Below are 14,046 nucleotides of genomic sequence, written 5' to 3'. Positions count from 1 at the left end.
TGCGGCCGCTTGTCGTGATCCGCCTCAGACACGGGATGCTCCACTTGCTCGACTCCGCTGCCCCACAGGTCCCCGCCTCTCCCACCGTCATCGTCATCGGCGCCGGCATCATCGGCGCCTCCATCGCCTGGCATCTGGCCCGGCGCGGCGCGGCCGTGACCGTTGTCGCCACGAGGACAGGCGGCGAGGCGACGCCCAATTCCTTCGCCTGGATCAATGCCAGCTGGGGCAACCCGGAGTTCTACTATCGCCTGCGCCTGCGGTCGATGCGCGAATGGGCCAGGCTCGCCGAGGACCTGCCAGCGCTGCCGCTGCAATGGAGCGGCGGCCTCTGCTGGGATCTGCCCGTCGGCCAGCTCGAGGCCTATGCCGTCGAGCATGGCGGCTGGGGCTACGACCTGCGCCCGGTCGATCGCGCGAAAAGCCTCACGATCGAGCCGAACCTTGCCGAGCCGCCGGAATTTGCGCTTTTCGCAGCAGAGGAAGGCGCGGTCGAGCCGGTGGTGGCGGCCAAGCTGATGCTGGGCGATGCCTTTCGCCTCGGGGCAACGCTGCTGCCCGATGTCGTCGTCGAGGGCTTGGTCGAGGAGAGCGGCCGCATCGTCGGGGTCAGGACATCGGACGCCACGCTGCGGGCCGACCATGTGGTGCTTGCGGCCGGCAGCGGCTCGCTGGCCATCGCCACGACCGCCGGCCTCGACCTACCGATGTCGTCGCCACCGGGCCTCATCGTCCACTCCCGGCCGCATGCGAAAATCCTGAACGGCCTCGTCATCGCCCCGCATCTGCACATGCGCCAGACGAGCGAAGGCCGGGTCATTGCCGGCAGCGATTTCGGCGGCAGCGATCCGGGTGCCGATCCGCAAGGCGTGGCGGACGACCTTTTCTCGGCAATGAAGGCCATGCTGCGCAACGGCGACGTGCTGGAGCTCGAAACCTTCACCGTCGGCCACCGCCCGACCCCCGTCGACGGCTTTCCGATCATCGGCGCCGTCGATCAGGCCCCCGGCCTTTATCTGGCGGTGATGCATTCCGGCGTGACGCTGGCGCCGCTGGTGGGTCTGCTTGCCGCCAATGAAATCATCGGCGGCACGCCAGATGCCTCGCTCGCACCGCTGCGCTTCAGCCGTTTCGCTTCGGGAAATGCTAGACTGACGCACGGCCGCGCCTAGCCATCTGCCGGAAACGCGGCAACGACCGACCGGACAATTTGTTGTCGTCCTGCGACCTATCGTGTCATGGCAAAGCCGGCGACGGCCAGCACCAGGAATATCAGCACGCTGGCGATCAGTCCGATATGGCCGAAGAAGCCGGCCGCCATGGCGATCAGCAACGCCCCGACGAAGACGCTCAGCCATTTGGCGCCGTTCAGGAACAGGGTGTAGGTCTTCTCGTGCTCGCGGTAGTCCATCGGCGCACCGGTTTCCGCTGGACCTGTCGGATGTTCTGCCATGCTTGTTCTCCCCTCGATCGGCATGCCGGCGATAGGTTGCCGGCGAATGTCACTCCTCCGCCACTGCAACGCGCTGCATCGCCGGTGGCCTCCTCACCGAAGGGTCTCACAAAGCAATCAAAGAGGCAATCCGCAACCAGCCTCGTGTCGGGGATCAGACGGTCCCCGGGAAGATGCCTTGCGCTGCCGCCTGGCTGGCAGCCTGTGCAGCCGCAGCCAGGCGTGCGGTCGGCAGGATCGTCAGCGGCGAGGAGCCGATGCCATCTGCGCGTCTGAACATCATTCGCCGCTCATGCGGCTGCGACACGAAGAACGGGAACCGCGCATACAAGGCCGCCCGCACCTCCCGCGTCCGGGTTGCCATCAGCGTCAGCGGAATGTTGTACTTGCCGACACCGTCCTGCGCCGGCACCACCGTATCGGCGTAGAACACACGCTTGTAGAAGGGCGCATGCTGGGGGCTCACAAGTTGCAGCACCCGGTCCGCATCGAAGTAATCCGCCGCCATCGAGGCGATCCTGAGCGTCAGGTAAGGCAGCGCCGGCATTTCGCCGATGATCTCCGGATCGGCGGCGAAGCGCACGGGGTCGATCAGCGTCATGCCGCTATCGAGAAAGGCATCGATTTCCTTCGGATACATGTCGCGGGTGATACTCACGCGATGCTCCGGCGTCACGTGATGGATGCGCACCGTGCTGATCAGCCGCTCCTCGAAATAGACCCCGAAAATATAGGCATGATCGTCGAAATCGACGGGGTCGATCAGCCTGGCCTCGTTCAGTGTCAGGATGTTGGCAAGCTTGTAGGCCCGATACCGCATGCGAGCCACCTCCTCCATGTCCTCCTGGCTCTCAACGCGCCGGTACTCCACACGGTCGAGAATTTCGAGAAGCTTGCCGGAAAAACTGCTTTTCACAATTTCATTTTGCATTACGCGAACAGCCTCAAATTCTTAATGAGACATTAATGCGCGACGGCATGGAACCGCACAATGAAGGATTAAAAATTTAATAAAAAAGTTTTCATTAAGGTTAACGCCTGCAAAATTCGTCATCAATATCAATTATATAAGCATTAAAGCTTGTAAAAATATCCGACTTAAGGAAAATTAAATAGTCCCGACGGTGGCGTCGACCTCGGCCAGCTTGCGTTTCGCATCGAGACTTGCGGTCAAAGCCAGCAGGCCCTCGTTGGTCACCGGCTTTGAAAAAACATAGCCCTGCACGAAGTCCGCGCAGTGATACTTGTTGATCAGCAGCAGCTGCTCCCGGGTCTCGACGCCTTCCACGACGATCTCGAGGCCGAGTTCGCGCGACAGGTTGACAGTCCCCCGCAGCAATTTCAGGCGACGCTCGTCCTCGGTGATCGCGCGCACGAAGGATCGGTCGATCTTGACGACATCGACCGGCAGCGTATCGAGGTAGGACAAGCTTGAGAAGCCGGTCCCGAAATCGTCGATGGCGATGGTGATGCCCATGCGGCGCAACTCGCCGAGAATGGCGCTGACCGTCGTCACCTCGTTGATGAGACAGCTTTCCGTCACCTCCAGATGCAGGCGCGATGCCGCCAGACCGGAGTTTTTCAGCGCCTCGGCGACGACGGTGACAATGTTGACGTCGCGCAGATCCTGGACGGAAAGATTGACCGACACGGAAATCGTCTCGGGCCAGGTCATGCAATCGCGGCATGCCTGGTTGAGGACGTGCCGGGTGATGCCGGAGACGATGCCCATCTCCTCGGCAATCTGGATGAAGACATCTGGCGGAACCATGCCCTTGTCCGGATGGTTCCAGCGCGACAGCGCCTCGCAGCAATCGATGAAGCTCCCGTCCGGTACGAACATCGGTTGATAGACAGCATGCAGATGGCCCTGCTCGACCGCTTCTCGCAGGTCGTCCTTGAGCTTCTGGCGCTCCAGATAGCGCGCATCCATTTCCGCTTCGAAGGCCGAGCATGTGCCCTTGGCGCGTGACTTCACTTCGAAAAGAGCAAGATCCACCTTGATCTGCCACTCCTCCGGGCGGAAATCCTGGCTCTCGATAACCACGTAGCCGGCGCTGGCAGAAATGCGGAAGGTCGTGTCATCGATCGTGTAGTCGCCGCCGATGGCGCCGTGCAGCACGCACATGCGCTTTCCGAGATCGGGTTGCTGGTCCTCGTTCGGAAAGAACAGCACGAACTGATCGCCCATCAGTCGCGCGACCAGCGCCTGCCCTGCGGCCCGCTGCTGGATCCGCGCGGCGATCTCCACGAGCAGATGGTCGCCGACGATATGTCCCTTCATGTCGTTGACATGTTTGAAATCGTCGATATCGACAACCATGAACCCGACCGCCCCGGCTTTGGCGCGGGACTGAAGACTGTCCTTGACGCGGTCGATGAAGTGCTCGCGGTTCGGCAGACCTGTCAGCGAGTCGTAGCGCACCATATGCAGGATCTTGCGCTCAGCTCCGATCCGGGCGGTCACATCCTCGAAGATCAGGATGACAACGCCATCGCCACGACGGCTGGCCGAAAATTCCAGAAACAGGTTGTCGTTAAACTGGATCAGCGTTCTCGACAGCGATCCGTCGACCAACTGCGCCAGCTGCCGCTGGATCAATCCCGGCAACGAGCCGTCGATGAAGGCATTCCGGACGCCATAGCGCAACACGACATCCAGTTCGCAATCCTTCAGCTGCTCCTGGTTGGTAAGATGCAGCAGCTCACAAGCCTTGCGGTTGACGACCAGGATTCGGTTTTTCGAATCCAGCATGAACAGGCCATGCGTCATGTTGTTGAGAGCGGTGTCGAAGCGGTCGTTGATAAGTGAGATTTCGCGCGCGGCGATGACATTCTTGTAAAGGAATTCGCGCACACCGTTGGCCATCGACCGCGTCGTCAGCACAAAGGGAATGAGCGTCAGCGACAGCAGCACCATGTAAGGGTCGAACAGGAATAGAAAGCCAAGGCTGATCGGCAGCGAAGCGGAGATGGTCTGCAGATTGACGGCCTTCGGCGAACCGAAATTGCGGCCGACGACGGAGACCATCGAAGCCAGGGTAACGGCCACGCAGGCGATCTCGGCAAACGTATCCTGCAGCACCAACACGGCAAAGCCGCTGCCCAGGCCGAGCAGCGTCGTCGTCGACACGCCGCCATAGAGATAACGACGTTCCCACTGCGCGATGTCGTCCCGGCTCATCGCCGCCTTGTCGGCCACGTCGAAGCGGTGGAACCAGTAGATGCGATAGGCACAGACAAGGCAGAATATGGCGGTCAGATAGAGATAAAAATGCGATCCGGATTTTGAAAACACGGCAGCATAAGTCATGATCTGCACGATCATGCCGGTGAAAAGCGTCTGGCGGTTTCCAAACAGTGAACTGACGAATGACAGGTAGACATCTGTCGGAACGCCGTTCGGGTCTTGAGGCTTCATCCACAGTTCCCCTGATACGCCGGGGACCTTAGGTCAAACCCCTTAAAAATTAATTGCTCCCGCGGCCCCAAGCTTCAGCCAACAAAGCAGCGTCCGCCTTAACATGACCATATATTAAATTAAATTTTTAATGAAAATCGGCTGTCGTGAAATAAATCCGTCGGAAACAAAGATTATCTACGTCAAAGCTTGCCCGCTCTTTGCTGGATCATCATGAAGGTGTCGTAAGTGTACTCGGAAAGTTGCATCCAGAGATAGGCATCCTTCTTATAGGCAACCTGATCGTCGTAGATCTTCTTGAAGTAAGCGTTCGACTTCGAGAGATCGGCGTAGATTGCCATCGCCGCCTGGAAGCAGGCTTCCATGATCTCCTGGCTGAAGGGCCGCAACGTCACGCCCTGGTCGACAACCGCCTTTAGAGCCTGCGGGTTCTTGACATCGTACTTGGCCAGCATGTTGGAATTGGCAAAGGCGCAAGCATCGGCCAACACCGTCTGGTAGCTCTTCGGCAGGTTATTCCACTTCTCCAGATTGAAAAGCGCATGGATGACCGCGCCTCCCTCCCACCAGCCCGGATAGTAGTAATACTTGGCAACCTTTTGGAAGCCGAGTTTCAAATCATCATAAGGCCCGACCCATTCGCAGGCATCGAGCGTCCCCTTTTCGAGAGCCGCATAGATGTCGCCGGCAGCGAGATCCTGCTGCGGCACGACGCCGATCTTGGATATGACCTTGCCCGCCAAGCCGGAAATCCGCATCTTCAATCCACGCAGGTCGTCGAGCGTGTTGATCTCCTTGCGGAACCAGCCACCCATCTGCACGCCGGTGTTTCCGGCCGGCAGGCCGTAGAGGCCCTGCGTCGCGTAGAATTCGTTCATCAGCGCATTGCCGTTGCCCTGGTAGTACCAGGCGTTGCTCAGCCGCGCGTTCAGCCCAAAGGGCAGCGACGTGCCGATGGCGTAGGTCGGGTCCTTATTCCAGAAATAGTAGGAGCAGGTATGGGCCGCGTCGACCGTACCGGCACTGACCGCATCGGCCGCCTGCATGCCCGGCACGATTTCGCCGGCCTCGAAGGTCTGGATGGTGAAGTTGCCGTCGGTCGCATCGGACACCCGCCCGGCGATATCGTCGATACCGCCATAGATCGTGTCCAGGCTTTTGGGAAAGGACGACGTCATCCGCCAGGTGACCTTGGGGCTCTGCTGCGCTATCGCCGGCGCGGCCAGCGCGCTCGAGGCAGCGGCGCCCATGAAACCCGCTTTTGCGATGAACGATCGGCGATCCATCAACATCCTCCCACGATTGCAGATCCGCAGAAGGGCAACACCTTTCCGCATGCACAAGATTGCCAAGACCTAACCATTTCGCCCTTCCCGTTTCAACCCTCGGGATGTCTGCGGCACACCGCGAATCTTGACTTCCCTAGCATTCTGCGGTCCTAACCATCCTATAAATCGGGCATTTTTACCGGAGCCTTGCATGACAAAGCCGATCGTCGCCATTCCCGCCGATTTCCGTCTCTTCGAGGGCAGCGGCTGGCATGCGGTCCAGAGCCAATATGTCCGCGCCGCGCTGAATGCTGCGGGGGTGATGGCGCTGATCGTGCCGGCCGTGGAAGAAGGTTATGACACCGATGCCATTCTGGACCGCGTGGATGGCGTTCTTGTCTCGGGCGCCGCCAGCAACGTTCACCCCTCGCTCTACGGCGTCGAGGCAACCGAGGAGCATGGCCCCTTCGATCCCGCCCGCGACGCAACCTCGCTGCCGCTGATCCGCCACGCCATTGATCGTGGCATGCCGCTCTTGGCCATCTGCCGCGGCATCCAGGAACTCAACGTCGCCCTCGGCGGCACGCTCGACAGCGAGATCCAGGAACAGCCCGGCCGCGACGACCATCGCAAGCCGCCGGTTCCCGAGCGCGACGCCATGTATGCCATCCGCCAGACGGTGAAGATCAAGGAGGGGTCCTGCATTGCCCGCTATCTCGGCAGCCAGGATATCCAGGTAAACTCGCTGCACCGCCAGGCGATCGCCACGCCGGCGCGCCGCCTGCAGGTCGAGGCCACGGCACCGGACGGCACGGTGGAGGCCGTCTCAGTCATCGACGCCAAGGGCTTTGCCGTCGGCGTCCAGTGGCATCCGGAATATTGGGCAGAGACCGACGCACCGTCGCGCCAGCTGTTCGAAGCCTATGGGGACGCCGTGCGCGCCTATGTAGCGACGCGCACGAAATAGCTCCGCCCTATCGCTTCAGCGGCGTCTCCGGCACCGGCGTGATCGCATGACCGCTGTCGAGCCAGCGGATGATGTTATTGGCGACCAGATCGGCCATCGCGTGGCGGGTCGGCACCGTCGAAGAGCCGATATGCGGCAGCAAGGTCGCGTTGGGGAGAGCCAGCAGCACTTGCGGAACATGCGGCTCGTCGTAGAACACGTCGAGACCTGCCGCGCCCAGCGTGCCGTCGCCCAGTGTCGCGATCAGGTCGTCCTCATCGACCGACCAGCCGCGACCGACATTGATCAAAACCCCCTGCGGCCCGAGAGCCCGCATGATCTCCGCATCGATGACCTTGTGGGTGGCAGCCGTCTTCGGCACGATCGCAATCAGCGTGTCGACCGCGGAGGCCATGTCTTTCAGCGTCGGATAATAGTCATAATCGACGTCCGGGTGCCGCGTGCGCGTATGGTAGCTGATCTTCACCTTGAACGGCTGCAGCCTGTTGGCGATCTCCTTACCGATGCGACCCAGCCCGAAAATCCCCACATGCCGGCCCGTCAGCGAGAACGGCGTCAACGGATAGGGCCCGCCGGCCCAGTTTCCGGCCCGCAGCCATTGCTCGGCCTTGGCGAATTGTCGGACTGTATTCAGCAGCAGGCCGATGGTGGTGTCGGCAACCTCGTCATTGAGGACGTCGGGTGTGTTGGTGACGATAACGCGGCGCGCCACCGCGTGGGCGATGTCGACGCCGTCATAACCGACGCCGAAATTGGCAATCAGCTGGAGATGCGGCAACTGATCCATCCAGGCGGAGTTGAAACTGCCGGAGGAGGCCGCGGCCCGGATGCGCTCGGCTGTCGCCGGTTCGATCCGCAACCGCTCGCTGCGCTCGACAAGAACCACCTCGAACCGCTCTGCGAGCGCTTCGGCGACATGCGGATGGACATCGGAAAGAACGAGGACGGCGGGACGTGTGTCTGGCATGAAACTCTCTCGGTGATCGTCAGGGACGCGGACGATAGGGCTCTGTCGACTGGCGGATGCGCATCTCAGGCTTGATGAGATGGATGCCGTCGGGTTCGTGGCTGCCGGACAGCCTATCCAAAAGCGCACGCGCCGCAAGCCTGCCGACCTCGGCCTGGCCGTTCCAGACCGTCGTCAGCGCCGGCGTCGCAATCGCTGCCTCCTCAAGATCGTCATAGCCGGTGACCGAAATATCCTTGCCCGGCACCAGCCCGGCGCGTGCGATGCCGTTCATCAGGCCGATCGCCACCAGATCGTTCCAGCAGACGGCAGCCGTCGGCTTCTGCGGCAACGACAGGAAATGCACGGCCGCCTCGAAGCCACCCTGCTTGGAGCGCGGCCCGGGGATGCGCAGGTCCGGATCGACCTCGATGCCAGCCTTGCGCAGCGCGTTGACATAGCCATGGTAGCGGTCGCGGCCGGTCGATGTCTGGTCCGTGCCACCGATCATGGCGATGGACCGATGCCCAAGACCGATCAGATGGTTCGTGGCCAGCGAAATCCCATAGCTGTCGTCGCCCCGGAAGGTCGGCAGCCCCAGCGCTTCCATCGAGCGGGCAACGAGAATGGCCGGCATGCCGTTCTCTTCGGCCAGCGCCAGGTCCTCGACCGGTGTGCCGATTGCCGGCGACATGATGACGCCGTCGCCGCCCAACTGCAGCAGCGTCTCGATGAAGGTCCTCTGCTTCTCGACCGAATCATAGTGATTGGAGAGAATGAAGGTGTGGCGGCTACGATCGAGTTCGGTCTCGATTGCCTTGAGGATCTCGCCGTAGAACGGATTCATGATATCGTGCACGACGACACCGATGATGCCCGAGCGCGAGGTGCGCAGGCTGGCGGCACGGCGGTTGTAGATATAGCCGAGCGCCCGCGCCTGGTCCTTGATCCGCTCGCGCGTCGTTACCGCCACCAGCGGGCTGTCGCGCAGGGCGAGCGACACCGTCGCTGTCGAGATTCCGAGCGTTCCGGCGATTGTCGATAGCTTTATCTTCTGGACCACGTATCTCCCCCAGCCGCCGTCCACGGCACCGAGGGTTTAAACTATTTAGTTCACGACTAAAATCAACGTAATTATGCCGATTTATTTGAAATCACTCATCGGATTGGATGTATTCCTCGGGCGAACCAGCCAGTAGATTGCTGTCGATCGCCTTGAGCAGCCGAACCGCCGTCCGGATCTCCTTCTCCGAGAAACCCCGGGTCGCGAGCGCGTCACAGGCCTGGATGGACGCATTGATCCGCTCCACCGTGTTGCGCCCCGTTTCGGTCAGATAGACCTTGGTCAGCCGCGCATCTTCGGCATCGGTGCGGCGCTCGACGAAGCCTTGCGCTTCCATCCGGCCGATGGTGCGGGTGATCGTCGGGGCCTTGACGCCGAGCTTGTTGGCAAGGCCTCCGGCGGGAAGACCGTCCTCCTCGGCCAGCGCCAGAATGACCCCATCCTGGCCGGCATAGAGGCCGCTGTCGCCGAGATTGCGGGTGATGGTGGTCCGCATCGAACGAGCCGCCTGGGTCAGGGCCGGCGAGAGATCGGCGAGCGTGTACTCCGCCTGATCCTTCTTTTTGATTGTCTTGGTCTTCTTGCCGTCCTTGTTCTTCTTCGCCATCTTGCGTCTGCCGTCTTTCCGCTTGTGCCGCACCGGGATATGACATCGCAAAGGACGTTGACATAAACAAGGGGCAGGCCGCACATGACGCGACCGTCATTTCGCTTTGCAGACAATGATGCCGCCTTGCAGCCGGCCGATCGCGCCGACTGGATCGCCATCCTGCCGCTCGGCGCCCACGAGCAGCACGGCCCGCACCTGCCCTTCGAGACCGACACGCTCATCGCCACCGGCATCGTCGAGCACCTCGGCAAGCGACTTACCACCGACCTCCCCGTCACGGTGCTCCCGGTCGAGCCGGTCGGCTATTCGCCCGAACACCTGCATTTCGCCGGCACCCGGTCGCTCGCCTACGCCGATGCCATCGAGCGCTGGCTCGGCATCGCCGCCGACCTCCATGCGCTCGGCATCCGCAAGCTCATCATGCTCAACGCCCATGGCGGCAACGCGCCGCTGATGACCATCGTCGCCACGGAAGCCCGCGTTCGCTTCAACATGCTGGCGGTCGCCACCAGCTGGACGCGCTTCGGCGTGCCTGATGGCATGATCGCACCCGAGGCCAAGGCGATGGACATCCATGCCGGCGACATCGAGACATCGGTTATGCTGGCCCTCCATCCCGACAAGGTGGACATGGAGAAAGCCGCTAATTTCCCCTCCCGTCAGTCCGAGTTTGCCACGCGCTTCCGCCACCTCCGCGCCTACGGCCCGCATGCCTTCGGCTGGACGATGGCCGACCTCAACAGAGACGGCGCGGCAGGAAATGCCAGCGCCGCCACGGCGGAAAAGGGCGAGGCACTGATCGATCATGCGGTCGGCGGATTGATCGAGCTACTAGGCGATGTAGACGCTTTTAACCTCCGCGATCTGCGCTGACCGAAGCTTGATTTGCACGCGGAGATCGCCCATATTGCCTTAAGGTTGCATCGCCGAGACAGGAGGCGGATATGCGCATTTCCATTGCCGAAGCCGAAGGCCAGCTGACCGAGCTGGTACGGCTTGTTTCCGAGGGCGAAGAGGTGCTGCTGACCCAGGTCGATGGCCCTGCCGTCAGGCTTGAGTTGGTGCCGGAAATGCAGCCATCCCTTACGCCTGAAGAAAGATCGGCATTCATAGCTCGGCTTCAAGCGGAAATCCGAAGCAAGAAGCTTCCGTCCGGACCGGATGCGGCCCGCAGCCAGGACTTTCTCTACGACGAATTCGGTCTGCCGAAGTGATCGTTATCGATACTTCGGCACTAATCGCCATGTTGTTGCTTGAGCCGGCGGCACCAGCTTGTAGCGCCGTTTTCGAGCGCGAAACCAAAATCTTGATTTCTGCTGGGACCGTTGTGGAAGCACTGATCGTCGCGAGACGGCGCGACATCTCAGAACAGATGGTGGAACTACTGGCTTCGCCGGTCATCACCATCGTCGACGTCGATGCAAATCTCGCGCGACTGGCCGGAGAAGCGTTTTACCGTTGGGGCAAGAGCATCGATCCCGCCTCTCTCAACTTCGGCGACTGCTTCGCCTACGCCACCGCCAGGGAATTCGGCTGCCCCCTGCTCTACATCGGCAACGACTTTGCCCGCACCGATATCCCGTCCGCCATCGCGCCGTGACGTGAATGTGATTCTATTACAACAAAAGCCTTTGAACTGTCGGAGCCAGATCCTTATATGGTGACCGACCCAATTCTCGCCCTTGCGGCCCCCTCCATTGCTAGAGGCTCCCATGACCGACGCAGTCGCCCTAAAGCCAATCCCCGTCACCGTATTGACCGGCTATCTCGGCGCCGGCAAGACGACGTTGCTGAACCGCATCCTGTCGGAAAGCCACGGCAAGAAATACGCCGTCATCGTCAACGAGTTCGGCGAGATCGGCATCGACAATGATCTGATCGTCGAATCCGACGAAGAAATCTATGAAATGAACAATGGCTGCGTCTGCTGCACCGTGCGCGGCGACCTGATCCGAGTCGTCGAGGGCCTGATGCGCCGTCCGGGCCGCTTCGACGGCATCATCGTCGAGACCACCGGTCTTGCCGATCCGGTGCCGGTCGCCCAGACCTTCTTCATGGACGACGACGTCCGCACCAAGACCGAACTCGATGCCGTCGTGGCCCTGGTCGACGCCAAGCACCTGCCGTTGCGACTGAAGGACAGCCGCGAAGCCGAAGACCAGATCGCCTTTGCCGATGTCGTCGTCATCAACAAGACCGACCTCGTCTCACCGGCCGAACTCGCCCAGATCGAGGACGTCGTGCGCGCCATCAACCCGGCCGCCCGCGTCTACAAGACCAGCCGCTCCGGCGTCGATCTCTCCCATGTTCTGAACCAGGGCGCCTTTAACCTGGAGCGGGCCCTGGAAAACGATCCGCACTTCCTCACCGCCGGCGACGACCACGTCTGCGGCCCAGACTGCGACCACGACCACGGTCACGATCATCACCACCATGACCATGACCACGCGCATCACGGCCATGACCATCATCACGATCACGGCCACCATGGCCACGACCACCACAATCACGGCCCATCGCCGATCCATGACGTGACCGTCCAGTCGGTCTCGCTGCGCGGCGGCGAGATGATTGCCGACCGCTTCTTTCCGTGGATCCAGAAGATCACCCAGACGGAAGGCCCGAACATCCTCCGCCTCAAGGGCATCATCGCCTTCAAGGGCGACGAGGAGCGCTACGTCATCCAGGGCGTCCACATGATCATCGAGGGCGATCACCAGCGCGCCTGGAAGGAAGGCGAAGTCCATGAGAGCCGCCTCGTCTTCATCGGCCGCGAGCTTGACCGCGAGAAGCTGGAAGCCAGCTTCAAGGCCTGCCAGGCGGCCGTCTGATGCCGACCGTCGCACCTGTTGATATCGACGGCCACGTCCTGGCCGTCGAATTTCTGAACGATGTTCCCTATTTCGTCGGCGCCGCCGGCACCATCCACCGCTTCGAAGGCGGCGAGAGGGTGACGGAGGCCGGCCAGGGCCTGCTCACCTGCGTGCGCGACGGTTACAGCGAAAGCTTGATCGTCGGCGGCGAGGACGGCAAGGTTCAGCGGATTGCCGCCGATGGCAGCATTTCGCTGATCGCCGAAGCCCCTCGCAAGTGGATCACGCAAGTGGCCTCCGGCCCGCAGGGCGCGGTTGCCTATGCCCATGGCAAGACGACCTTCGTCGCGCTTTCCGATGGCAGCACCAAGGAATTTACCGAGGAACGCACCGTCGAGGGCATCGCATTTGCGCCGAAGGGCCTGCGCATTGCCGTTGCCCGCTATAACGGCGTGACGTTGCACTGGGTCGGCACATCTGGCGCTCCCGTCAATCTCGAATGGAAAGGCGCCCATAACGGCGTCACCTTCTCGCCGGATGGCCAGTTCGTCGTCACGACGATGCAGGAAAATGCCCTGCACGGCTGGAAGCTCGACCCCAAGGCCGGAACGGACGCCCGCCACATGCGGATGACCGGCTACCCCGCCAAGGTGAAGTCGCTATCCTGGTCCGCCAAGGGCAAGTGGCTCGCCTCGTCAGGGGCACCGGCAGCCATCGTCTGGCCCTTCCAGGGCAAGGACGGCCCGATGGGCAAGGCGCCGCTCGAACTCGGCAGCCGCGCCAACATCATGGCGACCTGCGTCCGCTTCCATCCGGCCGAAGACATCGTCGCCATCGGCTTCATCGACGGCATGATTCTCGCCGTGCGGGTCGCCGACAGCAAGGAGGCGCTGCTGCGCCGTCCCGGAAATGGTGCGATCACCTCGTTGAGCTGGGGCAAGTCCGGCAAGACCCTGGCCTTCGCCTCGGCCGCCGGCGATTGCGGGATTGTCGACATCGCGGCGTAGCTGGTCGCTGCCGCGTCTGGCGGTGGCGTCCCCAAACGTCACCCACGCCGATTCCGCGTCCGCCGCAGGGCGCGGCAAGACGGAAGATGGGAATGGCAGGCAGCGTTAGGCTTCTGTAAATATTTCAGGTCGTTGCTGCCTTTCAATAGACTCGCGACTTCAGAGGTTTGATTGAACGGGCCCATTCGTCCGCACCAATCAGACCCGATCGCAATACCCTGATGCATCACGATCATCGCAGTCCACCATCATTGAACGCCGGATCTCGATCCGTTGGACGTTTCCGGTTCGCGACCCGGCGTCCCAGTCCAATGACGGCTGCAGAATAACTCTGGTCTCGGAGCGAGGGGATGAAATTCCCAGCCTAAAATGGCAAGCCCTTGAAAAGACTGGCGTGTCAAAAACAGTTCGCGAAATTCATCCCCATCGCCCAAAACCGTGTTATGGGCCGGCCGAATGGTAGGGAACCCGGCCCCAGCGGATGCGTCATCCGCGTGT

The 14,046-nt window shown here is 61.5% G+C and carries 14 protein-coding genes; 7 read left to right on the top strand and 7 right to left on the bottom strand.

The window, feature by feature from the left end; genetic code table 11:
• The first annotated feature begins 44 nt into the window (after nucleotides 1-44).
• Nucleotides 45-1,172 (top strand): NAD(P)/FAD-dependent oxidoreductase, encoded by a 1,128-nt coding sequence (locus VH564_RS16115; RefSeq protein WP_423340875.1) that lies wholly within the window; start codon nucleotides 45-47, stop codon nucleotides 1,170-1,172.
• A 56-nt stretch (nucleotides 1,173-1,228) separates the two neighbouring features.
• Here the strand turns inward: VH564_RS16115 and VH564_RS16110 are convergent, their stop codons facing one another.
• From VH564_RS16110 to VH564_RS16095, 4 genes are all read right to left on the bottom strand, one after another.
• Nucleotides 1,229-1,453, bottom strand: a complete 225-nt coding sequence (locus VH564_RS16110; RefSeq protein WP_423340874.1) for an aa3-type cytochrome c oxidase subunit IV — start codon at nucleotides 1,451-1,453, stop codon at nucleotides 1,229-1,231.
• 154 nt (nucleotides 1,454-1,607) lie between these two features.
• Nucleotides 1,608-2,384: an N-acyl amino acid synthase FeeM domain-containing protein gene (locus tag VH564_RS16105; RefSeq protein ID WP_423340873.1), complete on the bottom strand. Its 777-nt coding sequence runs from the start codon at nucleotides 2,382-2,384 to the stop codon at nucleotides 1,608-1,610.
• 177 nt (nucleotides 2,385-2,561) lie between these two features.
• Nucleotides 2,562-4,874 (bottom strand): putative bifunctional diguanylate cyclase/phosphodiesterase, encoded by a 2,313-nt coding sequence (locus VH564_RS16100; RefSeq protein WP_423340872.1) that lies wholly within the window; start codon nucleotides 4,872-4,874, stop codon nucleotides 2,562-2,564.
• Nucleotides 4,875-5,056: 182 nt separating this feature from the next.
• The gene (locus VH564_RS16095; RefSeq protein WP_423340871.1) at nucleotides 5,057-6,160 is read right to left on the bottom strand and encodes a TRAP transporter substrate-binding protein; all 1,104 of its coding nucleotides are present in this window, start codon (nucleotides 6,158-6,160) and stop codon (nucleotides 5,057-5,059) included.
• 193 nt (nucleotides 6,161-6,353) lie between these two features.
• Between VH564_RS16095 and VH564_RS16090 the strand changes: the two genes are divergently transcribed.
• Entirely contained in the window at nucleotides 6,354-7,109 is a 756-nt protein-coding gene (locus tag VH564_RS16090) for a gamma-glutamyl-gamma-aminobutyrate hydrolase family protein (protein WP_423340870.1), read from the top strand.
• Between the two features lie 7 nt (nucleotides 7,110-7,116).
• On the opposite strand, the gene VH564_RS16085 is transcribed toward VH564_RS16090, so the two are convergent.
• The 3 genes from VH564_RS16085 to VH564_RS16075 all read right to left on the bottom strand — a co-directional run bounded on the left by VH564_RS16085 (nucleotide 7,117) and on the right by VH564_RS16075 (nucleotide 9,725).
• A complete protein-coding gene (locus VH564_RS16085; RefSeq protein WP_423340869.1) occupies nucleotides 7,117-8,076 on the bottom strand; it encodes a 2-hydroxyacid dehydrogenase in 960 nt (319 codons plus the stop codon).
• A gap of 19 nt (nucleotides 8,077-8,095) precedes the next feature.
• Entirely contained in the window at nucleotides 8,096-9,118 is a 1,023-nt protein-coding gene (locus tag VH564_RS16080; RefSeq protein ID WP_423340868.1) for a LacI family DNA-binding transcriptional regulator, read from the bottom strand.
• Between the two features lie 91 nt (nucleotides 9,119-9,209).
• Entirely contained in the window at nucleotides 9,210-9,725 is a 516-nt protein-coding gene (locus VH564_RS16075; protein WP_423340867.1) for a MarR family winged helix-turn-helix transcriptional regulator, read from the bottom strand.
• A gap of 84 nt (nucleotides 9,726-9,809) precedes the next feature.
• Between VH564_RS16075 and VH564_RS16070 the strand changes: the two genes are divergently transcribed.
• From VH564_RS16070 to VH564_RS16050, 5 genes are all read left to right on the top strand, one after another.
• Entirely contained in the window at nucleotides 9,810-10,601 is a 792-nt protein-coding gene (locus VH564_RS16070; protein WP_423340866.1) for a creatininase family protein, read from the top strand.
• 71 nt (nucleotides 10,602-10,672) lie between these two features.
• Complete coding sequence (locus tag VH564_RS16065) at nucleotides 10,673-10,942, top strand: type II toxin-antitoxin system prevent-host-death family antitoxin (protein ID WP_423340865.1); 270 nt, start codon at nucleotides 10,673-10,675, stop codon at nucleotides 10,940-10,942.
• Complete coding sequence (locus tag VH564_RS16060) at nucleotides 10,939-11,328, top strand: type II toxin-antitoxin system VapC family toxin (RefSeq protein WP_423340864.1); 390 nt, start codon at nucleotides 10,939-10,941, stop codon at nucleotides 11,326-11,328. The genes VH564_RS16065 and VH564_RS16060 overlap by 4 nt, the downstream gene beginning before the upstream one ends.
• Before the next feature lie 112 nt (nucleotides 11,329-11,440).
• Nucleotides 11,441-12,559, top strand: a complete 1,119-nt coding sequence (locus VH564_RS16055; RefSeq protein WP_423340863.1) for a CobW family GTP-binding protein — start codon at nucleotides 11,441-11,443, stop codon at nucleotides 12,557-12,559.
• Nucleotides 12,559-13,548, top strand: a complete 990-nt coding sequence (locus VH564_RS16050) for a WD40 repeat domain-containing protein (protein ID WP_423340862.1) — start codon at nucleotides 12,559-12,561, stop codon at nucleotides 13,546-13,548. The genes VH564_RS16055 and VH564_RS16050 overlap by 1 nt, the downstream gene beginning before the upstream one ends.
• The last annotated feature ends 498 nt before the right edge of the window (nucleotides 13,549-14,046 follow it).

It is taken from the genome of Rhizobium sp. HT1-10, from assembly GCF_049472505.1.
GTDB lineage: Bacteria > Pseudomonadota > Alphaproteobacteria > Rhizobiales > Rhizobiaceae > Rhizobium.
The sequence above is the reverse complement of the archived record's forward strand: the minus strand, read 5'-3'. Positions and strand labels throughout refer to the sequence as shown.

Excerpts from the sequence above, each read along its gene's own strand:
- VH564_RS16110 (WP_423340874.1), bottom strand. The coding sequence starts at position 1,453 with ATGGCAGAACATCCGACAGGTCCAGCGGAAACCGGTGCGCCGATGGAC.
- VH564_RS16105 (WP_423340873.1), bottom strand. The coding sequence starts at position 2,384 with ATGCAAAATGAAATTGTGAAAAGCAGTTTTTCCGGCAAGCTTCTCGAA.
- VH564_RS16100 (WP_423340872.1), bottom strand. The coding sequence starts at position 4,874 with ATGAAGCCTCAAGACCCGAACGGCGTTCCGACAGATGTCTACCTGTCA.
- VH564_RS16095 (WP_423340871.1), bottom strand. The coding sequence starts at position 6,160 with ATGGATCGCCGATCGTTCATCGCAAAAGCGGGTTTCATGGGCGCCGCT.
- VH564_RS16090 (WP_423340870.1), top strand. The coding sequence starts at position 6,354 with ATGACAAAGCCGATCGTCGCCATTCCCGCCGATTTCCGTCTCTTCGAG.
- VH564_RS16085 (WP_423340869.1), bottom strand. The coding sequence starts at position 8,076 with ATGCCAGACACACGTCCCGCCGTCCTCGTTCTTTCCGATGTCCATCCG.
- VH564_RS16075 (WP_423340867.1), bottom strand. The coding sequence starts at position 9,725 with ATGGCGAAGAAGAACAAGGACGGCAAGAAGACCAAGACAATCAAAAAG.
- VH564_RS16070 (WP_423340866.1), top strand. The coding sequence starts at position 9,810 with ATGACGCGACCGTCATTTCGCTTTGCAGACAATGATGCCGCCTTGCAG.
- VH564_RS16065 (WP_423340865.1), top strand. The coding sequence starts at position 10,673 with ATGCGCATTTCCATTGCCGAAGCCGAAGGCCAGCTGACCGAGCTGGTA.
- VH564_RS16055 (WP_423340863.1), top strand. The coding sequence starts at position 11,441 with ATGACCGACGCAGTCGCCCTAAAGCCAATCCCCGTCACCGTATTGACC.
- VH564_RS16050 (WP_423340862.1), top strand. The coding sequence starts at position 12,559 with ATGCCGACCGTCGCACCTGTTGATATCGACGGCCACGTCCTGGCCGTC.